Below are 21,124 nucleotides of genomic sequence, written 5' to 3' on the forward strand. Positions count from 1 at the left end.
ATTGCCTTAAAATTTGAAAAATACAGGAAGTGCTAGCAACACAACGGCGCTATAAACTATAGATACGAAAAAGCCTATCTTTAAAAAATCGCTAATCTTATAAGGACAAAGTGAATTTACCATTAAGTGCGTCTGATAAGAATGCGGTATCATAAAGCCAGCACTAGCTGCATAAGCTACAGCAAAGATAAATGGCAAGGGGCTTACTCCTAAGGCTTGTGAAGTAGCAAAGGCTATAGGAAAGGCAAGAGCTGCGGCTGCGTTATTTGTGATAAATTCCGTTAAAATCAAAGTAAGCAAATACACCCCAACAAAGCTTCCATAAACCCCATAAGTTCCAAACACCCCTATAATCAAATCTGCTAAATCCTTAGCCAAGGAACTATCAACCAAAACCTTTGTTATAGCCAAAGATGAGCCAACCACTATGAAAATTTCAAATGGAAAACGTCTTTTTATCTCATCTAATTTAACAAAGTTAAAAAGCAAGAAAAAGCCAAGACATAGCAGCAACACCTTAGTGAAAGATATCAAATTTAATGCAGATGAAATTATGCTTAGCAAAAAGGCTGATATTACTATAAAACTTTGTTTGTTATCTAACTTATTGCTTTGCTTGATATTTGAAAGCAAGTAAAAATTCTTAGCTAAATTTTCTCTGCTAACAAAATCTTTACCCGTTGCCAAAACAAGCCTATCTCCAGCTTGCAAGTGCTCCTCCCCTATCTTTTTTATAAAACTATCGCCCCTTTGCAAAGAAAGTATGGCCGCATCAAATTTAGCCCTAAAATTTGCCTCTTTTACCTTTTTGCCTATGAGACTTGAAGTTGGAGTTATAACAACATCCACCAAGCTTGTAAGACTTTGTTTGTAATCCTTAAAGACTTCTAGGCCGTCAAATTGCTTTAAGCTATTTATATGAGAAATATCGCCGCTAAACACAAGCTCGTCATTAGCTTGTATGATTTCATTATGCGAAACGGGAACTATGCTAGAACCCGCCCTGTTAATCTGCACCAAAAACAAAAATTCCAAATTTCTAAGCTTGCTTTGTAGAACTGTTTTGCCTATTAAATAGCTTGTATTTAAAACCTTTAAAACGATTAAATGCTCTTTTATATCTTGCTTTTGCTCTTTGTATTGCGGTAAAAGTTTATGAAAAAGCATCAAAGTAATTATCATAGAGATAGTTAGTAAAAGCCCAACAGGCAAGAAATCAAACATCTTTAAAGGCGGCAAGGAATTTTGTATGACAAAGGAATTTACTATCAAATTTGTAGAAGTTCCAATCAAAGTAAGAGTGCCTCCAACCACGGCAAAATAAGATAGCGGTATAAGCAGCTTTGAAGGGGCTTGGAATTTGTTGTTCTTAACCACGCCCATGAAAGAAGCCACAACGGCTGTGTTGTTTAAAAAGGCTGAAATAAAAGAGCTTAAAATGCCTAATCTTAAAAGCGAAAAAAGATAATTTTTGCCTATGATAAATTTAGATACTGCTTGTATAAAAATAGTTCTTTCAACAGCTATGGAAACAAGCAGCAAAAGCACCAAGGAAATCAAAGAATCATTCGTATAGGAACTAACAAAACTTGTATAGTCCAAATACCCTAAAAGATAGTAAAAAACAGCCAAGGAAGCAAACAAAACCCCCGCTCTAATCTTATTTTGTATAAGCAAGACAAGCAGCAATATTAAGCTTGCGGCCACGACAAGTTTCATCATGCTCATATCTTTTTTGCCTCCCATTCTGGATAATGCTTTCTTATGAAGGCGTTAAGTTCTTTTTCTGCCTCACTATAAGTTCTTGTCTCCTTACTTTGTGCTGAAATTTCACATATCATGCCAGCAGCTACAGTTTCATTGCTGTATCTATCTATGAGTATAAAAGAACCTAAGGTTTTATTCTCCTCGTAAGTTAAAAGTGGCAGAATTTTTTGAACCTTTATGCTGCAAAGTGCTATGTCATTTAGCTCTAAAAACTCGCTTTTTACATCTTCAAACTTATTAATATCCTTTTTATATTCTATATTTTCTATGCAAGCATTGGTGCTTAAATTCGCCCTTTTTATAATATACTCATGCTTATCATTTACGCAAAATCTTTGCTCACTCATATAAATCAACATGGCCTTAAAACTATTGCTAATCTTAATATCGTAATCTTTATGGCATATCACATCGCCTCTTGAAATATCTATCTCATCTTCTAAGCACAAAGAAACTTGGGATTTAACACAAGCTTCTTGCATACCTTCAGGCTTCTCATCAAAACTTAAGGTTTTAAGCTCTTTTATATCGCTTGTGATGATTTTGCTTATCTTAGAACTTTTGTTTTGAGGCAAGATACGCACATCATCGCCAAGCTTTACCACTCCGCTAGCAACTTCTCCGCAAAAGGCACGGAAATTTAGGTGTGGGCGGTTTATATACTGCACTGCAAGGCTAAATTTAGGCTCTTTATCATAATCAAGCTCTATACTGTCTAAAAGCTCAAGCAAGGTTTTGCCGCTATACCAAAGCATATTAGAACTTCTTTGAAGTACATTTTCGCCACTTAAAGCACAAAGAGGCAAGAAATAAGTATTGATGTCTTTTTTAAGGCTTGGCAAAAATTGCTCGTAAGAATTTTGAATTTGCTTAAACTTAAGCTCATCGTAAGCAATTAAATCCATTTTATTCACAGCTATTATAAAATGCTTAATTCCTAGCAAGGAAACTATATAAGAATGCCTTTTAGTTTGAGGCAAAACTCCCTTTCTAGCGTCTATTAAGATGATGGCTATGTCAGCTGTGCTAGCTCCTGTTGCCATATTTCTAGTGTATTGCTCGTGGCCTGGGGTGTCTGCCATTATGAATTTTCTTTTTTCGCTGGTAAAAAATCTATAAGCAACATCTATAGTTATGCCTTGCTCTCTCTCGCTAGAAAGCCCATCTACTAAAAGTGCAAAATCAAGCTCCTCGCCTCTTGTGCCAAATTTCTTGCTTTCTTGCTCCAAGGTGCTTAACATATCACTAAAAACAACCTTGCTATCATACAAAAGCCTTCCCATAAGGGTTGATTTGCCGTCATCAACACTACCGCAAGTTATAAACCTGCAAAGTTCTTTTTGCATATGCGAGGATAAATACGCCTTTATATCTTGCATTAAAAATACCCCTCTTGCTTTTTCTTTTCCATGCTATCTTTTTCGTCGCTATCTATTAGTCTGCCTTGTCTTTCGCTTGTCTTTGAAAGCACTAATTCTTTTATAATGTCTAGCACATCTTTTGCATCTGAGTTTATAGCCCCTGTTAAAGGATAACAACCCAGGGTTCTAAACCTCACAAGCTCTTCTTTTGCATTTTTGGCCAAATCCTTTGGCATTCTTTCATCATCTACTAAAATTTTAGCCCCCATATACTCTACTACCGGGCGTTTCTTTGCAAAATAAAGGCTAGGAATTGGGATGTTTTCTAAGTATATGTACTGCCATATATCAAGCTCTGTCCAATTGCTAAGCGGAAAAACCCTTATAGATTCTCCTTTTTTGTGTCTGGCGTTATAGATATTCCACAATTCTGGACGCTGATTTTTAGGCTGCCAAGTATGAAATTCATCTCTAAATGAAAAAATCCTCTCCTTTGCCCTAGACTTTTCCTCATCCCTTCTAGCACCGCCGAACACGGCGTCAAATTTATACAAATCAAGCATTTGCTTTAAAGCCTTAGTTTTTGCTATATCAGTATGCATGGAAGAACCGTGCGTGAAAGGGGAAATGTTTTCTTGCTCTATGAGAGGATTAGAGTATATTATAAGCTGCATGCCGAGTTCTTTGGCTCTTTTGTCTCTGAATTCTATCATTTCTTTGAATTTCCACTTTGTATCAACATGAACCAAAGGTAGCGGTGGCTTGGCTGGGTAAAAGGCTTTTTGTAAAAGATGAAGTAAAACTGAAGAATCCTTGCCTATGCTGTAAAGCAAGGCTGGTTTTTCAAATTCGGCCAAAACCTCTCTTATGATAAATATCGATTCGCTTTCAAGTCTTTGAAGATGGCTAAGCTTAGAAATCATCACTTAGCCTTGTTTGCTAGGAAGTCTTTTTTAAGCTTGCGTGCCTTTTTGAAAAAGGCTAGGTATGCAACCCCCCCCCCCCGTTTATTAGCCTCTATCAAGGCTTCGCCAAGTTTATATGTAAGGCATTCCTTTTCTTTTAAGGCAGCTGCATAGTCTGGGTAAGTATCCAAAGAAGGTAATTTTAAAGAAGGATTTTTTAAAATTTTTTCATTATAAGCTTTTTGTTCAAGTTTATGCTTTTCTTTTATATAAGATAAAACATAAGGCATTCTTATATAGCCTTTTAGAGATTTTGAATTTAAGATTAGGGCTTGTCCAAGTTTGTAGGCTAGATGATTTTGCACTCTAAGTTTTGCACTTGTGTAGATATTTGCTTGAGGGCTTTGAATGTTTGATAAAAGATTTTCTAAATCTTTTACTTTTTGATTTAGAATTTTACTTTGCAATATATCCTCATGAGTAAAGCCTAAATTTTTTTCCAAAAGTGTATTTTTAAGAACTTTTCTTTTTACCTTTTCTTCTAAGAAAGAAAGTTTTAGTGTTTTTGCTTTGTGTTCTTGAGAGGATAGAATTTGTTTTAAAGAGGAATTTTCGTTTTGTAAGTTTGAGACATTTAAATTTAAATTTGAAACTTGAGTATTTAGCTCTTGTATCTTTTTATCTTTATTATCTATGATATTTTTTCTATCCTTGGCAAAATCAACTATGAAAGATGCTATCATATCCCAATACTCAGGCTTCATTTCTTTTAATTCATAGTTTTCTTTATATTTTGATAGGTCTTTTTTAGGAAAGAGTCTATCTTTATGAGGAAAGAATTCCTTCCTCACCCATTCATTACTTTCTTCAAAGTATGTTATATAGCTTTCATATATTTCTTTTTTAGGCATAAATTTAAGGGAGGGGTCTTTGGATAGAAATGTCTCCATCGCTAAATAATTAGGTATAAAACTATTCCTACCATTATGCTCCCAAGTAAAGCATTTGAAATGTGTATTTATACTTTCTAAGAGCTCAAAACCTATCAAATCAAGACTCTCATTTTTGTTTGGGATAAGCACAAAACTTTCATCCAAGTCTAAGTTAAATATATGTAAAAAATCTTTTATTAAATCACCTTGATAAAATTCATTTTTATCAAAAAGCCTTAGTATGAGATTTTCCTTGCCAAAGGTATTCATAAAAGCTTTAGCTAAAGCCTTATATTCATACATTTGAAATCTAGGACTATTTTCTGGTTTGCTTTCCTTCGCATTGTAAGTTGGGTCAGCATTTTTAGTCTCCTGAGAACACAAAGAAAGAAGCAAATCCTCTTGAGAGCGTATATAAAGAATTATCCTTATATCATCAAATCCCACTTCAGTGAAAAAGTCTTTCAAAGCAAGAGCTGCTTTATCCACATCCTTATGCCACCAAAGAATATCCTCAGAAGAAAAAATAAAGTCTTTGTTAGTATTTTGCTTAAGCTCTTCTTTTAAATTTTTAATAGTATCTTTTACAAATTTATCCTCTGTTTTACCTTCTAAATACAATCTAACTATGCGATTGAGATAACCATGCCTAGCCAGTGATAAGCTAACCCTACTATAAACAAAACCTTTGTTTTTTAAAACTTCATAATTCTTAGCCATAAACCATTGTAAGCTAGTAGTGCCAGTTTTTCCTGTGCCAAGGTGTACATAGGCTGTCATCATCTTCCTTTATTTAGAATTTTGAAATGGTAAGTATTTAAAAGCAATTTAATCCTTTTTGCTACAATAAAAAATTAAGTATATCAAAAAAAAAAAAAACAAATTGAATTAGGATAAAAATGTCTAAAAAACTTTACTTAAAATCACTTGGTTGTAATAAAAATCTAGTAGATAGTGAAATAATGCTAGGAAGATTAAGCGAGTATGAACTTTGCGATGAGGCAGAGCAAGCAGATGTTTTAATCGTAAATACCTGTGGCTTCATAAATAGCGCTAAAGAAGAAAGCATAAGCTCCATACTAGAGCTTCATTCTTTAAGAAAGCAAAACTCGCTTTTGGTTGTAAGCGGTTGCTTGATGCAAAGGTATAAAGACGAGCTTATGAAAGAACTGCCTGAGGTCGATATCTTCACAGGTGTGGCGGATTACGAAAAGATAGATGAAATGATACTTAAAAAATCCTCACTTTTCTCAAGCTCAACCTATCTTCAAGGTGAGAACTCAAAAAGAGTGATAACAGGCTCAAATTTCCACGCCTTTATAAAAATTTCAGAAGGCTGTAATCAAAGCTGTGCCTTTTGTGCCATACCTTCATTTAAGGGCAAATTAAAATCACGAAGCCTACAAAGCATAAGCACAGAGGTACAAAACCTTGTTAAACAAGGCTTTAAGGACTTTTCTTTCATAGCGCAAGATAGCAGCTCGTATATGCTTGACATGGGGGTTAAAGACGGGCTTTGCCTTTTAATAGATGAGATAGAAAAGATAGAGGGCGTTAAAAGTGCTAGAATTTTGTACCTGTATCCAAGCTCGCTTAGCACTAGGCTAATAGAAAAAATTATAAGCTCAAGGGTTTTTGTAAATTATTTTGATATGCCTTTGCAACATATAAGCGATAAAATGCTTAAAATAATGAGGCGAAACACCCCTAAAAAGAGCCTTTTAGAAAAGCTAACTTTGATGAAAAATGCCAAAAACTGCTTTTTAAGAACTGCTTTTATAGTTGGACATCCTGAGGAAAGCGATGAGGACTTTGCTGAGCTTTGCGACTTTATAAAAAGCTTTGAATTTGACAGAATTAGCATTTTTGCATACTCAAAAGAAGAAGACACGGCCGCATTTTCCATGAAGCAAGTGCCGTTTAAACTCATAAACAAAAGAATGAAAATCATAGAAAAATTAGTAGATGAAAGCATAAACAAAAGCTTTGAAAAGGAGCTTGGCAAAGTGCTTCAAGCTTACTGCCTGGGCAGTTCTAGCGAGGGCGAGTTTTTTTACGGGGCAAAAGATATAAGGTGGGATAGAGACATTGACGGTGAAATTCTCATAAATGAAAGTCTTTGCGGAGCCCTTAAAATGGGTGATTTATATGAGCTTCAAATCACTCAAGTTTTAGACAAAAAGCTACTTGCAAAGGCCATTAGGAAGCTATGATAAATGAAAAGCTGATATTAAGCTTAAAAAAAGAAAAGAATTTATTGGCCTTTTCTTATGGTAGCGATTCTTGCGCTTTATTTTTCATCTTGCTAAAACATGAGATAAATTTTGATTTAGCCTTGATAAACTACGGCGTCAGGGCTAGTAGCGACGAGGAAGAGGACTGTGCTAGGAAATTAGCACTTAAGTTTAATAAAAAATTTTATAGCACAAAGGCACCGATTTTTACCTCGAATTTCGAAAAAAATGCGAGAGATTTTCGCTACAAATTCTTTGATGAGCTTTGCAAAAAGCATAAGTATGATAATTTATTACTAGCACATAATTTAAATGATAGATTAGAATGGTTTTTGATGCAGTTTTCAAGGGGTGCTGGAGTGCTTGAGCTGTATGATTTTAAAGACTGTAAGCAAATGCAAGGATATAAAATTTTAAGACCCTTGCTTTTTACTTCAAAACGCGAAATTTTAGGCTTTTTAAAGGAAAATGAGCTTAAATTTTTTCACGATGAAAGCAATGATGATGAGAGGTATTTTAGAAACTATATAAGAAAAAAATACTCGAATTCCTTTGTGCAAGAATTTGAAAGCGGAGTAAAAAAAAGCTTTTCATACATAGAAAAGGATTTGGAGTTTTTCAAGGCGGATGAAAAGGAGTTTTGCGGAATTTATATCTGCGATATAAGAGAAAATTTCATAGCAAAATGCGCGAAAAAACTTGGCTTTGTCTTAAGCACTAAGCAAAGAAAGGAAGCTTTAAAGGGGGACTGCGTTATAAGCAAAGATTTGGGGCTTTGCTATTTTAAAAACAAAGCCTTATTATTTAAGTATGAAAAAAGTGAGAAAATGCCAAAAACTGCAAGGGAGGAATTTAGAAAGGCTAAAATTCCGCCTCTCTTAAGGGCTTATCTTTATAACAAACAAATCAAAATAGACGAGTTTTTAGCCCTTTTTACACTCTAGGCCTAAAATTCTTTGATACAAAAGATGAGCTAGAAAAATCACAAAAAAACTTTGCAAAAAAAGCCCAAAAAATGGCACCAAAGAGAGTATATAAAAACACAAAGTACTAAATTTAAACTCCAAAGGCTTAGTTTGTGAATAAAAAGCAAGGAAATTCTGCTTGTCTAAAACTATGCTTGATACATCTAAAATCAAGCTTTTGTGAAAAAGATAGTAAAAGGCTATGTGCAGCAAAAGCATATTTAAAAATGGCACAAAGATAAAGAACAAGCAAAGTATTAAGGCTAGAAAAAATTTTAAAAACACAAAAAGAAAAATGCCTATGACCTTGAAATTTGACACAGCTTCTTTTGACTCGTATTGATAATGCTTTGAATTTACAAAAGAGACTATAAAAGGACTTAAAAAGGCCGTGAGCAAGAGGGCTAAGAAAAGCGATAGTATTGTTATCACAAAAAGAGCTAGAAAAAAACTTAAAATATCGCTTAAAATTTGTATGAAGGCAAAAGAATAAAGCCAAGATATAAAAGAAAAGCTCGAAGTAGATACAAAGGATATAAAATAATCAAACAAAAACTCATACAAAAAAACGGACATCAAAACAAAGGCTATAAAGCTTACGGCAAAAGGGATGAGATTAAGCTTTAAGCACTGTTTTGAAAAAAAATCTCCCAAGGAAAGTCTTAATATACTCATAGTTTTGCATACCTTTGTTCTAAAAGCTCGTAAAGCTTGTCAAAATCAAGCTCTTGGCCTAAAAGTTCGTTTAAAACTTCATTGTCTTCTACGCCGTTCCAAATTTTCTTATAAGTTCCTTCCTTGTAGCCATGGTCTTGTCTAAATTTATTAAGCACATTCTTGCCTATGTAGGTTTTATACAAGCTTTCTAAATTTAGGGCACACTTGATAGAAAGCGTAAAATACGCAGCAAGCAGCTCGCCCATGTTAAAGCTAAAGCCGCTGCACTTGTGTATGATGAGCTCTATGTCGTTTAAAATAGCGTAAATATCACTTTCGTTTGGGGTATTTCTTTCCTTGCAAAAATCCTTAAAAACACTAGCCGAGCAAATTTCAACAGCGATTTGTTCCTTACTTTCTTGCTTTTCTTTGTATTCTTCCAAGATCAAAGACAGTATAAAATGCCAAATGTCCACAAGCTCTATGCGAACATTATCCCAATTTGTAGGGCTTGAGATATTTTTCCAATGCTTCCAAGCAAAAGAATCAATAAGCTCGGCACACTCCATGTAAATGCACCTTCTAAAGCTTATCAATTTTCCTTCTTTAGTGTAGCCGCCCTCCCAGCCAATGCCGTTTGTTTCGTCATTTAAGCTTTGCTGTAAAGACAGCATTTTGCTTATCATTTCTACATTATCCATCGCACAACCTTTTTTTCAAAGATTATAGCAAAAGCTTTGTAAAATATTAAGCGTAAAATCCTAAAGAATTTGAATTTTGTTTATTTTGCAATTCTTGCAATTTTTCTTTCATATTCTTAATAACCTCATCGAACAGGTCTTTAGAATCTTTTAACATGTTAGCATTTTGCTCTGGGATATCGCTTTTGTTTTTATTTAAGAGTTCATTAAATTTGTTTGCTAAAGAATCAAGAGTGGCGTTATTTACATCTTCGCTGCTTGAGTTAGGCAATAAATTTGCAATTTTCATAGCAGAGCTTATCATCTCTTTAGGGTTCATATCCCCAACCTTAGAATTTTGCAAAAACTCATCTATGATAGGGCTTACATCCTGCATAGCGTTTTTAATCTCGGCCAAATCCTCTTGTGTTAGCTTTGAACCGCTGTAAGAAAAGGAGTAGCCGTACTCTCTTGTTAGGCTTAAAGAGGTGCTATTATCGTTCTTTGAAAGGGAGGCTTCTTGCTTGTCAAACATGGCAAAGGAAAGATTTTTCCCGCTACTTGTAGTGTATGAAAAGGCAAAACCTTGATTTTTAGAAACATCAACTTGCATTTAAATCCTTTAAATTTTAAAAGCATATCGGCAAAAAGCACAAAAATTTTATACTTTGCTAGCTTGAATTTACAAAATCTTAACTTGTTAAAATGCCAAAATTTATACAAGAATTTAAAGCAAAAATTTGCAAAAACTTCAAAGACCCTTGACAAAAGGGCTTAAAAAGGCTTAAGTATCATCATAGTAATGATAGCTATTAAAAGCAGGGTTGGAATTTCATTATAAATTCTAAAGAATTTAGAGCCTCTTTTACAAGTATCATTTTGAAAGGCTTTTACAAAGCTAAGTGTGCTAAAATGAAAAACAAGCAGTAAAAAAGCAAAAGAAAGCTTTGCGTGCATATAACCTCCAGTGCTTAATAATGCACTATTTGCAAGAAGCATTAAAAGGCCTGTTAGCACAGTAACTATCATGGCAGGATTTTGTATATAGTAAAAAAGCTTTCTTTCTTGCACCTTTACAACTTCAACAAAGCCTTTATTTTCTAAATTCTCACTATGATAAACAAAGAGGCGAGGCAGGTAAAAAAGCCCAGCCATCCAAGAGATAAAAGCTAAATAATGAAGCCATTTAAGCCAAATGTAGTTTTCAAGTAAGATTTGCATTTTTATCCTTTTTCTTAAAAAAAAATTCTTTTATCAAAATGAGAGCCACGCTGATATTTATCATCACATCAGCTACATTAAAGACAGCAAATTCAAACCATTTGTGCCAAAAAAACATATCCACGACCCCGATATGCAAAAACCTATCAAGCAAATTTGAAAAACCCGCTGAAATCAGCATAGCAAAGGCTAAAAAATGTTCTTTAAAAAAGCTTTTTTGCCACAAAAGATAAGCAATCAAGGCTAACAAAAGTGCTAGATGTATGTATTTTAGATACTCTTTTAAAAAGGCAAACATAGAAAAAGCCACGCCGTCGTTATATACAAGCACCAAGGACATAAAAGAGCCATTATACCTCATACCACTTAAGCTTAGATACTTGACAAATTGATCCAAGGTAAAAACGGCCACAAAGGCTATAAAAAATACTATAGTTTGTTTTTTACTTAAAATTTTAAACATTTAAATTTTTCTCAAAAAACTCTACAACCGCTTTCATCTCTTTTTCTATGAGCTTTTTATCCTTTGCTTCAAGCAATAATCTTATCAAATTTTCAGTGCCAGAATACCTAAATAAAAAGCCAATGCCTTTTTGCTTAAGTGCTTCTTCAAGCTCTTTTAAGCCCTTTATCTTGCTTAAGTCCTTTTTTTGAGTAATCTTTAGGTTTTTTAAAATTTGCGGATAAGGCCTTATTTGTGAAAGTATGCTAGAAGCTGATTTTTTCTTTGTAAGCATTAGGGCTGAAAACTGAAGTGCAGCTATTAGCCCATCTCCTGTTTTTGCGTAATCTGAAAAGATGATGTGTCCGCTTTGCTCTCCTCCAAAATTTCCGCCTACTTCTTTTAGCTTTTCAAGCACATATTTATCTCCAACACCGCAAGTTTGAAGCGAAATACCATTTTTTTCTAAAAATTCTCTTAAAGCACCGTTACTCATCACAGTAGCCACCACAGCTGAATTTAGCCTACCTTGTTCTTTTAGATATAGGGCTAAAACTCCAAGTAAAGAGTCTCCATTTGCTACCTCGCCCTTTTCATCAACAACAACAAGCCTATCAGCATCTCCATCAAGAGCAAAGCCAACATCAGCCCTAAATTTCTTAACCTCAGCCGCTAAATTTAAGGGGTGTAAGGCACCGCAATTATCATTTATATTAAGTCCGTTTGGCTTGTCATTTAGCACAATTACCTCTGCACCAAGTTCTTTAAACACGGTTGGAGCCACCTTATAAGCCGCACCATTTGCCACATCCAAAACCACTCTTAAAGACTTTAGTGTTAAGTCCTTTGGAAAGGAGTTTTTTATAGAGACTATGTATCTGCCTATAACATCGTCAATTCTTTTTGCCTGTCCTATTTGTGCTGAATTTAGCTTAGAGCTTTCTATGAGTTTATCATTGTAATAAATTTCTTCTATCTTTCTTTCTATGTCCTCATTTAGCTTGTTTCCGTGCATATCAAAGAATTTTATGCCATTATCATAGTAGGGATTATGAGAGGCTGAAATCATTATACCAGCATCGCAACGCATATCCTCAGTCAAAAAAGCTATGGCAGGAGTTGGCATAGGACCTATTTGCACTACATTATAACCTATGGAGGTTAGCCCTGAAACTATGGCATTTTCTATCATATAGCCACTTCTTCTTGTGTCTTTTCCAACTAAGATATTATTTGTTATAGCTTTATCTTTAAAGTAAATTCCAGCAGCCATAGCAAGACGCATAGCTAAAAACGAGTCCAAAAACTCTCCAGCCTTGCCTCTAACACCATCAGTTCCAAATAGCTTCATAAAAAATCCTTAATAATTTTAGAGCGATTTTAACAAAGTAAGAAAAACAAATAATTTATGAGGATTATAAATTTCTAGCTCTTAGACTTAAAATTATGCTTTAATCATCCTTAAATTTTTAGCTTTTCTTGCTAAATTTAAGTTTGCTTTTATGAACAGTGTCTAAAATAAGAGGCTAAAAACCTGACAAAATTTTTCTTATTTTGCTTAATAATCACTTAAATTAAGCTATAATTAATAAATTATACATATAATATCCCTTTTGAAAAATTGGCACTAAGGAATAAACATGACAAAGGTAATGAAGCCAAGTGAGATAAAAAGGGAATGGGTGGTTTTAGACGCCGAAGGAAAGTGCTTTGGTAGACTATTAACCCAAGCAGCCATTATCCTAAGAGGCAAGAACAAAGCTTACTATACTCCAAATGTGGACTGCGGTGATTATGTAATCATAATAAACGCTTCAAAGGCAACTTTTACCGGAGCTAACAAGGCTGAGGATAAGCTTTATCACAGGCATTCTGGATATTTTGGCAGCACCAAAAGCGAGAAATTTGGCGATTTATTAAGCAAAAATCCAACAAAACTATACAAACTAGCCCTAAGAGGTATGCTTCCTAAAACCACTCTTGGCAAAGCTATGTTAAAAAAATTAAAAGTTTATGCGGGTAGCGAACACCCTCATACAGCTCAAATAGCTAGAAAAGGATAAATATGGCTAAGGTAACAACAATTTACGCAACAGGAAAAAGAAAGACAGCCGTAGCAAAGGTGTGGCTAAAAGCTGGTTCTGGAAAAATCACAGTAAATGATATGGACTTAAATACTTGGCTTGGCGGTCATGAAGCCATAAAGCTAAAGGTGGTTCAGCCCTTACTTGTAACAAAGCAAGAAAGACTTATGGATATTAAAGCAAAAACCTTGGGAGGCGGATATAGCGCTCAGGCTGAAGCTTTAAGACACGGAATTTCAAAGGCTTTAGCTTCTATGGATAGCGAATTTAGGGCTGTGTTAAAACCTCAAGGCTTGCTAACAAGAGATAGCAGAGTTGTAGAGCGTAAAAAATACGGAAAAAGAAAAGCTAGAAGAAGCCCGCAATTCTCTAAACGTTAATATATTTCTCATACAAGATTACAATTCTTGTATGAGAGGCCTATCTTTAAAGCAATACACTATAAAAGCCCTTATTTTTTTACCCTTAAGCAAGGATGAGATTGCCTCTTTGTATTCTGCAACCTGCTTGATGTGCAAGTCCTCGTTATTTTTGGAACTTTTATAATCAAAGATAAAAGCCTCGTCATCACCTAAAGCTAAAAGATCGATTTGTTTTAAAGCTTGATTAAAGACAAATTTTTGCTCCCTAAGAAGTCTTTTTGAAGCTATAAGCTTTTTAAAATTCTCATCAGCCCTTAAAGCTAGGCACCTAGCCTTAATTTCTTCCAAAGCTTCCTCATCTAAAATATGAAAAAATTTGTTTTTTAATCTTTTATAAACGGTGGCAAAATTATCCTCACAAAAACTCATATGCTCAAGCGCATAATGCAAGGCCGTGCCAAAATAAGTTTCATCGGTATTTTGTATATTGATTTTGTTGTATTCTTGCCTTTGTATGCTTACAAAGTCATCTAGCTGCGTTTTTAGCTTATCATTAAACTTAAGGTTGCTTTCGTTTTCTAAGCCTAACTCCATCTTGCCTCTATCGCAAGCACTTAAATTTAGCATGGCAAATTTGGAAGCTTCTTTTGGGGCATTTTTTCTTTGTATGATTATAAGGGAATCGCAAGCTCTAGTAAAGGCCACATAAAGTTTATTTAGCTCATCGTATCTTACAAGCTCGTTGTGCCTTTGCATGAAACTCATGTATCTTTCCTCTTTTGTATAAGACCTTAAATCCGAGGCAAATTCAAGCTCAAAGCCGTTTTTAACATCGTATTCTAAAAAGACATTTTCTCTTTGCGTCTTGCTTAGGCCATCAAGCACGATGAGGTGCTTAAATTCAAGCCCCTTTGATTTATGAACAGTCATAACATTTATGCCGTAATTTTGCTCTGTTTTTATAGTAAGATTGCAGGGTTTAAAAATCAGCTCTAAGAAATTTTCCTTTGTAAAGGCGTATTCTATGAACTGTATTAAGGCCGTATCGCTTAAATCAAGCCTTAATTCCTTAGCCAAATAAAGCGCCGTTTGCATAGTGCTTTTAGAAAAATCAAGCTTTAAGCGAGTGAAGTTGCTGAAATTTAGCGCCCTTAGCTGCTGCGCATAAAACTCATCTCCAAAGATACAGTATTTAGCAAAGGCTAGCAAGGCAAAAACTTGCGCTTTATTAACAAGTTCTATACTACTTTGCGTAAAGGCTTCTATCTTTTTGTCTTTTAAAAAGGCCACGATATCATCTGCGTCGCTATTTTTCCAACATAAGATACATATATCGCTTAGTTTTGCTTTATGCTCTTTTAAAAATAAAATTTGCTCATACAAGCTATTAAAAACATTTTCTTTTAAATTCTCTTTATCCTCATCGATGTCTAAAATTCTTACAAAAGCTTGTCCTTGCAAAATCGCCTTTTGAGGATGATAAAGCTGAGATAAGGCTTCGTACTGCGGCTTAAAGACCTCATTAACAAAGCTTACAAGCTCTTCTTTGCTCCTATAATTTGTATCTAGAATTTGTCTTTTTATCTGCTTAAAATCGCTTTGCAAGACATCAAAAAGCTCTTTTTGGGTATTTCTAAATTTATAAATGCTTTGCTTTTTATCGCCAACATAAAAAAAGCTTCTAAATTCTTTCACACCCTTACCCGAGACAAGCTCGGCAATCAAAGGCTTTAAAATTTTGTATTGCAAGACATTTGTATCTTGAAATTCATCGATTAAAAGATGAGAAATTCGCCCATCAAGCCTAAAATAAACCAAATCTTTATCGTTCCCTTGTATCAGCTCATAGGTTTTTTTGTTGATTTGATTAAAGCTAAGAGAGTTATTTTTCTTGCTTAGCTTGGTTGAAAGCTCCTCATAAAGCTTTAAGAAAGAATTTAAGCTTTTCATTTTTAGCTTGTAAAGATGCAGCGCGTAGTTGTTGATTTCTTTTATAAGATTAGCTCTTAATCTTATAAAATTTTCATCCTCCTTGATATTTTCAAAATATTTCTTAGACAAATCACAAATTACAGGCTTTTTACAAAATTCCTTTAAATTATCCTCTATGCTTTCATAGTCAAAATTTTTCTTGTAGTTTGCGTTAGTGCTAAGGCTTAAAGCGTAGGCTTTGAACTCCTCGTATGCCTTTTGTATGTCAAGCTTATTTTTAACGCTTAAATTTTCATCTACTTCTATCTTGCAGGAATTTTCATACAAAAAATTTAGATTATCAAAAAAAGATCTTTTGCTCTCGTTTGTGCTTATTATGAAGTTAGCTAATTCTTTTAACTCTTTCTTGCTTAAAGATTTGATAAATAAAGCAACAATGTCGCTGTCTCGTTCAAGTATTTCAAAATCACTCATAAAGCCCAAATTTAAAGCAAAGGAACGAATGAGCTGAGAAAAAAAGCTATCAAAGGTTTGTATCCTTAAGGACTTTCTTAAAAACTCCTCTTTTAAATTATCTCTTACGCTCACAAGCTCTTTTTCATCTTTAGCGAGCAAGGTGCAAAGCTCTTGTTTTTGTGCTTCATAGCCTGTTTTATCGAAATTTAAAAAATTTTCTATAATCCTTTTTTTCATCTCATTTGCAGCTTTTTTAGTAAAGGTAATGGCTAAAATTTCATCTATTTTTGCACCCATTAAAATCAAAGCCACAAAACGCAAGGACAAGGCGAAAGTCTTACCAGAACCAGCACTAGCTTCTAATGCTAAAAAAGGCTCAAATTTCATTTTAAATTCTTTTCATATATGCTTTTGTAAGGGCAGCATCCGTTGCGTGAGTTTTCAAACACAATTTCATCTTGCATTTCATCCACTAATCCTTTAAATAGCTCACGCAAATCATCCACGGACTTTGTTTTTGCCTCTCTTACAAAGCTCATACTATCTTTTAAATCATAATAACAAGCCTTAGCATCCTCCTTATACAAAGCTTGATAAAAGGCCAATTGATAAGAATCTTTAGGAATATCCCCGCTTTTATAATCAAGTATAAGCTCACAATCACTAGCCTCATCTATCCTATCAATGCGTCCTGTAAGCTTGATCTTAAAATCCTTATCTTTATGCCTTAAAACAAGTTCTTTTTTAAGCTCTTTTTCTATGTATTTTACGTTAAAACCTTCGTTAAAATGCCTTTGTTCGTTTTGTGCGAATTTGTGAAGCTTGTTTTTAAAAAGCTCTAGCTCAAGCGGACATAAAAAGCTTTTATCTTGATTGCTTTCTAAAAGCTGTATAAATTCTAGCTCATTAAAGGTGTTTTTATGCTCACTGTAATATTGCTTAAAGCACTCGTGTATGAAAGTTCCATATATGCTTTTATCCTCGCTAAAAAACAAAGCTCTAGGCTTTGGAATTTTTAATATATATTCATAATAATAAGTTCTTTTGCATTCTAAAAACGAGGCGAGCCTGCTAAAAGATAGCTCCTTTTCAAAGATATTATGCTTTAATTTAGGCGCTTTGATAGGTTCTAAATTTATCTTTGTTTCTTTATAATCTTTTATTTTTAGGGCGCCAAAATACGCTTGTATGTGGTATTTATCATCTAGGCTTTGTAAATTAAAATCAAGCTCATCTAAAAATCTACTTCTTATCTTTTCTTCATTTTCCAAAAACGATATAGAAATTTTCTTAGCTTTTTTAAATAAGCTTTCATAATAAAATCTTTGCAAATTCTCCCGTCTATCATAAGATATTAGACCCGATTTGCTTCTTATTTCGTTATTTAAAAACAGTTCATTTACAGTTCTTTTTGGTATTAAATCATCGTTAAAATCAACAACTATCACAGCTTCAAAATCAAGCGTTCTGCTTTCTAGCAAACCCATAACAGTAACTTGAGAAAAATCTGGCAAAGAAAGCTTCAAAGAAGATATGTTTGCCAAAAAAAGCTCCATAAGCTCTCTTAAGCTTAAGCCTTGATTTCGTAACAAATACACAAATTTCAGCTCAAGCTCCACTAAAGAAATAAGCTCGCTGCTTTGCTCTTTAAGAAAGCTTTGTATCAGCTTTTCAAAATAATCATAATCAAAGCTAAGTTCTAATTTCTGTTTAAATTCTAAAAAATCATCTATTTTTAGGTATCTTAAAGTAGAATTTTGAAGGTCAAAGACCATATCTTTAGCCTCAAAATACGCCTCGTGTTCGCACACATCAGACAAATTTTGAGTTAAAAAATCCTCTTTTTTTACAAAGTTAAAATCGCTACTAGCGGCCTCAAAAATGGCCTTAAGTTTTTTATAAAATAAACTGTGTTTTATGCTTGTTCCGTTTGCATAATTTAACATCTTGTTGTAATCATAAAGCATTAAAATATCGCAAAAACTTTCATCAGGAGTGATAATAACTATATCTTTAGGTTCTATGCCCTCTTTTATAAATTTACTTAGTTCATCAAAGACAAAGGCTGCTTGCAAGCTTCTAAGCTCAAAGCTCTTGTAAGATATTACACTGCTTGATTTTACAAAATCCTCTTCTTGCAAAATTTCTTTTTTGCTAAGGCTAAATTTGTATTTTTTATCTTTTTTTATGTCTAAATTTTGAAAACATGGAAGAGATTTCATGTATGAGATATTAAATTTGCTAGTGTGAAAGATGAGAACAAGCTCGATGTGCTTTGACAGTTCAAGCAAAACATCAAGTTCAAAAGCTGATAAAAAGCCTGCTAGCTCAAAATGAAGCTCATCATAGTCCTTAAAATAATCATAATTTATCTCATAAGTAAGCGCCAAGGATATATCATCATACAAGTTGTTTTCTTTTAAAAGCTCTAAATAATTCTTTAAAAGCTCATCTAAAATTTGCAAATGCTCATCATACAAAGCATAATAATCCCTGCACGCAATATCAGAAATTTGCTTTTTTTCAAGGCTTAATTCTTTGAAAAAAGAAAAAAGGTATTCTTTATTTTTTAAAAAGGCAAAGAAATTTTCAGCTATGTGCAAATCTTTACTTTTGTGTGTTTGCTGGCAGGCCTTGTGCATTAAAATCAAGCTTTCGTAAGCACTTGCCTTTCTTTGCATGCTAGATACAAGCACAAGCTCAAAAAAGTCCTCAACCGAAATGGCCTTATCAGTGAAAATAGTATCTGTTGAGGCTGAATAATATTGCCTTAATTTTCTAGTGCTAGGAAAGACTAAAAGTTTTCTCATATAACAAAATCAAATGTGAAAAAACCTATATTCTCATCATCTGCTTGAAGTTTAAGCTTGAGCTGCCACCTACCCTGGCTTAAATTTCCAAGAGTAGCACCTAGTTTGTTGTTATCTATAAGCTCTAGTTCCAAGTGTTGATTATCCTTGCTGGTGTGAGGTCTAGTAAGCAATAAAGAGCTTGAAAAATTTGCCAAAGAAAAATCTTTTGCAAACTCGCACTCATCGCATAATTTAGGCTTTATAGTGAAAAGCAAATTCTTATCTAAGATATAAAAAATTCTGCCTCTTTCGTCTTTTTTAGTATCTTTTATACTATCAAGGCTAACCTCGAAATTTTTGTTAAAATTTGCTTGTTTTTTTTCTATACCCTCATAATCATACTTTACATTTTGATACTTATCAAAATAAAACTCATCCTCATAAACAGGATAAAAACTAGAAAAAATTATAGTAGCCACACAGGCACAAACTATAGCAAAGATTGAAAGTACAATTCCATACGGCCAAAATGTTTTTTTCTTAGACATTTTTCTTCCTTCTTATTTTTCTTTGAAAATAGAAAAATATAGCAAAACAAATGAAACCGTATATTAAAATTCTAAGCAAATTTAAGGTGTTGCGATTCGCATTGCCTATGGAGCTTTCAAGTTTTATATTAAAATAATCAGCAATTTGCTCAACTATATCAGAGTATCCATTTAGCATCGAGGCATTATATATATCCTTGCCTTTGTTAGAGGCTAAAATAGGCAATATAGAACCCTCGGCAGAATAAGGACTTAAGACCTTATCTTTATTAAAAAAAGCCAAACTTTCCTTGCTCGCAAGTATATCAACCTTGTGAGAACTTTTTGATAAAAGCAATAAAACATAAGGCTTTGTTAAGTTGTTTTCAAATTTTAACAAATCCTCAAAACTGCTAGAATCGCCTACAGCCAAAGCCACATAAATTCCGCTCTTATCATAAAGTTCTTTACCCATATCATTTATCTTAGATACTACCATAGGGTTTAAAATTTCATTTTCGTTAAAAATAACGGCAGCCTTAGAGAAGGTAAAAAAAGATAAAAAAATAAAGGTGGCTAGAAAACCACCTTTTGCAGTACTTAAACTCATCCTATGGTTAAGTGATTTACTGTAAGAACAGACCAAGCACAAACTAAGGCTGAAACAATCAAACCTGCTAATATAAGATATTCTAAAGCCTTGCTCATTTTGCATCCTTTATAATCACATGCTCATTTCTTGAAGAACCAAATTCTTTTATACCTTGAGCATTTTCTAAGGTGTATGGCTTTTGCATAACATCTTGCTGAGCCTTAAGCCCCCAAATAGTAAGACCTACTAATATAGCCAAAAGCAAAACAGTGGCTATAAGCATACCTGTAACTCCTGATAAGGAGAATACACATCTATTTGTATTTTCCATTACTCACCCCTTGAAAGAGATATTACATATTCTCCAACAGCTTGTTTTTGAATATCATTTAATAAGCCATTGTTAAAGGCCGGCATAATGCCTATGCTACCTGACTTACCTCTATTTAAAACTTCAACAACAAAACTAGATGAACCATAAGTAGTTAAATCCGGTGCAACAACCTGTCCATCTATCTTACCTGTGCCATCTTCTCCATGACAAGTCACACAAACAGCGAAAGCTTCTTTGCCTCTAGCTACTAAATGTTCATTTTTAGTTTTCTTAATAGCTGAAAGCTCCTTTGCTACATAAGCAGCTATAGCTGGGATATCCTCTTGTGCTATGCCGTTATCAGCAGCACCTAGCATTTCGCCCATAAGATAATTCATACCTTTTGAACCATTTGTAATAACATCAATCAATGCCTCTTCGCTGCCCCAAACATTTAAATTTTGGGCTTTATTGTTTATACCATCAGCTGTTATGCCGTGACAAGTTGAGCACTGAACCAAGAACAAATTTTGTCCCATTTTAACTTTATCTTCTTGTGATAAATTTTGAAATTTCTCTTGGAATTTCATATTGTGAGTTGTAACTTCTTTGTTATATTCTCCTATTTGAGAATAAGAATTCAAAGGATATCCCCACAAGAAATACCAAATCGCCCAAATTATTAATATAAAAAATATAACAGCCCAAGCTACCGGTAGAGGATTTTTATACTCTTTAATTCCGTCCCAATCATGATCCGCAAGCTCAGCTTGCATCTTTTTCTCTTTCATTTGCTTAAACATTCTACCTACCACAACCAAGGTAATAAGTATGATTAGAATAGCACCAATTAGAGATAAAAGATTTACATTATCTTCCAAATTTAGCCATTGCATTAGCTT

The 21,124-nt window shown here is 33.8% G+C and carries 21 protein-coding genes; 4 read left to right on the plus strand and 17 right to left on the minus strand.

From position 1 onward, the window contains the following. Positions 1-6 precede the first annotated feature (6 nt). From CAV_RS07490 to CAV_RS09040, 4 genes are read right to left on the minus strand one after another with little or no spacing between them, the layout of a single operon-like run. Positions 7-1,746, minus strand: a complete 1,740-nt coding sequence (locus CAV_RS07490) for an SLC13 family permease (protein ID WP_245807405.1) — start codon at positions 1,744-1,746, stop codon at positions 7-9. Then, positions 1,725-3,146, minus strand: a complete 1,422-nt coding sequence (cysN, locus tag CAV_RS07495; RefSeq protein WP_094325903.1) for a sulfate adenylyltransferase subunit CysN — start codon at positions 3,144-3,146, stop codon at positions 1,725-1,727. The genes CAV_RS07490 and cysN overlap by 22 nt, the downstream gene beginning before the upstream one ends. Next, complete coding sequence (gene cysD / locus CAV_RS07500; protein WP_094325904.1) at positions 3,146-4,051, minus strand: sulfate adenylyltransferase subunit CysD; 906 nt, start codon at positions 4,049-4,051, stop codon at positions 3,146-3,148. Before cysD ends, cysN begins: the two co-directional genes overlap by 1 nt. Continuing rightward, entirely contained in the window at positions 4,051-5,745 is a 1,695-nt protein-coding gene (locus CAV_RS09040; RefSeq protein WP_186821783.1) for a hypothetical protein, read from the minus strand. The genes cysD and CAV_RS09040 overlap by 1 nt, the downstream gene beginning before the upstream one ends. Positions 5,746-5,864: 119 nt before the next feature. Here CAV_RS09040 and rimO point away from each other — a divergent pair, with 119 nt between their 5' ends. Both rimO and tilS read left to right on the plus strand, forming a co-directional pair. Then, the gene (rimO, locus tag CAV_RS07510) at positions 5,865-7,178 is read left to right on the plus strand and encodes a 30S ribosomal protein S12 methylthiotransferase RimO (protein WP_094325905.1); all 1,314 of its coding nucleotides are present in this window, start codon (positions 5,865-5,867) and stop codon (positions 7,176-7,178) included. Beyond that, positions 7,175-8,143: a tRNA lysidine(34) synthetase TilS gene (gene tilS / locus CAV_RS07515; RefSeq protein ID WP_094325906.1), complete on the plus strand. Its 969-nt coding sequence runs from the start codon at positions 7,175-7,177 to the stop codon at positions 8,141-8,143. The genes rimO and tilS overlap by 4 nt, the downstream gene beginning before the upstream one ends. Here tilS and CAV_RS07520 read toward each other — a convergent pair. From CAV_RS07520 to glmM, 6 genes are all read right to left on the minus strand, one after another. Then, positions 8,123-8,839 (minus strand): EI24 domain-containing protein, encoded by a 717-nt coding sequence (locus CAV_RS07520; protein ID WP_094325907.1) that lies wholly within the window; start codon positions 8,837-8,839, stop codon positions 8,123-8,125. The two genes, tilS and CAV_RS07520, sit on opposite strands and share 21 nt — an antisense overlap. Next, positions 8,836-9,522: a dUTPase gene (gene dut, locus CAV_RS07525; RefSeq protein ID WP_094325908.1), complete on the minus strand. Its 687-nt coding sequence runs from the start codon at positions 9,520-9,522 to the stop codon at positions 8,836-8,838. Before dut ends, CAV_RS07520 begins: the two co-directional genes overlap by 4 nt. Before the next feature lie 46 nt (positions 9,523-9,568). Next, positions 9,569-10,114, minus strand: a complete 546-nt coding sequence (gene ciaI, locus CAV_RS07530; protein ID WP_094325909.1) for an intracellular survival protein CiaI — start codon at positions 10,112-10,114, stop codon at positions 9,569-9,571. A 161-nt stretch (positions 10,115-10,275) separates the two neighbouring features. Next, positions 10,276-10,722: a protoporphyrinogen oxidase HemJ gene (gene hemJ, locus CAV_RS07535; RefSeq protein ID WP_094325910.1), complete on the minus strand. Its 447-nt coding sequence runs from the start codon at positions 10,720-10,722 to the stop codon at positions 10,276-10,278. Further along, the gene (gene lspA / locus CAV_RS07540; RefSeq protein ID WP_094325911.1) at positions 10,706-11,185 is read right to left on the minus strand and encodes a signal peptidase II; all 480 of its coding nucleotides are present in this window, start codon (positions 11,183-11,185) and stop codon (positions 10,706-10,708) included. Before lspA ends, hemJ begins: the two co-directional genes overlap by 17 nt. Next, a complete protein-coding gene (gene glmM, locus CAV_RS07545) occupies positions 11,178-12,515 on the minus strand; it encodes a phosphoglucosamine mutase (protein ID WP_094325912.1) in 1,338 nt (445 codons plus the stop codon). Before glmM ends, lspA begins: the two co-directional genes overlap by 8 nt. A 289-nt stretch (positions 12,516-12,804) precedes the next feature. Between glmM and rplM the strand changes: the two genes are divergently transcribed. Further along, positions 12,805-13,227 (plus strand): 50S ribosomal protein L13, encoded by a 423-nt coding sequence (gene rplM / locus CAV_RS07550; RefSeq protein ID WP_094325913.1) that lies wholly within the window; start codon positions 12,805-12,807, stop codon positions 13,225-13,227. Between the two features lie 2 nt (positions 13,228-13,229). Next, positions 13,230-13,628 (plus strand): 30S ribosomal protein S9, encoded by a 399-nt coding sequence (gene rpsI / locus CAV_RS07555; RefSeq protein ID WP_094325914.1) that lies wholly within the window; start codon positions 13,230-13,232, stop codon positions 13,626-13,628. An 18-nt stretch (positions 13,629-13,646) separates the two neighbouring features. On the opposite strand, the gene CAV_RS07560 is transcribed toward rpsI, so the two are convergent. From CAV_RS07560 to CAV_RS07590, 7 genes are read right to left on the minus strand one after another with little or no spacing between them, the layout of a single operon-like run. Next, on the minus strand, positions 13,647-16,385 hold the full coding sequence (locus CAV_RS07560; protein WP_094325915.1) for a RecB-like helicase: 2,739 nt from the start codon (positions 16,383-16,385) through the stop codon (positions 13,647-13,649). After that, positions 16,382-18,808 (minus strand): PD-(D/E)XK nuclease family protein, encoded by a 2,427-nt coding sequence (locus CAV_RS07565; RefSeq protein ID WP_094325916.1) that lies wholly within the window; start codon positions 18,806-18,808, stop codon positions 16,382-16,384. The genes CAV_RS07560 and CAV_RS07565 overlap by 4 nt, the downstream gene beginning before the upstream one ends. Next, positions 18,805-19,338 (minus strand): FixH family protein, encoded by a 534-nt coding sequence (locus CAV_RS07570; protein WP_094325917.1) that lies wholly within the window; start codon positions 19,336-19,338, stop codon positions 18,805-18,807. Before CAV_RS07570 ends, CAV_RS07565 begins: the two co-directional genes overlap by 4 nt. After that, the gene (locus tag CAV_RS07575; protein WP_094325918.1) at positions 19,331-19,927 is read right to left on the minus strand and encodes a hypothetical protein; all 597 of its coding nucleotides are present in this window, start codon (positions 19,925-19,927) and stop codon (positions 19,331-19,333) included. The genes CAV_RS07570 and CAV_RS07575 overlap by 8 nt, the downstream gene beginning before the upstream one ends. Continuing rightward, a complete protein-coding gene (locus tag CAV_RS09135) occupies positions 19,924-20,025 on the minus strand; it encodes a hypothetical protein (RefSeq protein ID WP_094325919.1) in 102 nt (33 codons plus the stop codon). The genes CAV_RS07575 and CAV_RS09135 overlap by 4 nt, the downstream gene beginning before the upstream one ends. After that, positions 20,022-20,240, minus strand: a complete 219-nt coding sequence (locus CAV_RS07585; protein WP_094325920.1) for a DUF4006 family protein — start codon at positions 20,238-20,240, stop codon at positions 20,022-20,024. Before CAV_RS07585 ends, CAV_RS09135 begins: the two co-directional genes overlap by 4 nt. Then, positions 20,240-21,118, minus strand: coding sequence for a cbb3-type cytochrome c oxidase N-terminal domain-containing protein (locus CAV_RS07590; RefSeq protein WP_094325921.1), 879 nt, complete (start codon positions 21,116-21,118; stop codon positions 20,240-20,242). The genes CAV_RS07585 and CAV_RS07590 overlap by 1 nt, the downstream gene beginning before the upstream one ends. Positions 21,119-21,124: the final 6 nt, after the last annotated feature.

Origin of the sequence: Campylobacter avium LMG 24591, from assembly GCF_002238335.1 — a bacterium.
GTDB classification, from domain to species: Bacteria; Campylobacterota; Campylobacteria; order Campylobacterales; family Campylobacteraceae; genus Campylobacter_D; species Campylobacter_D avium.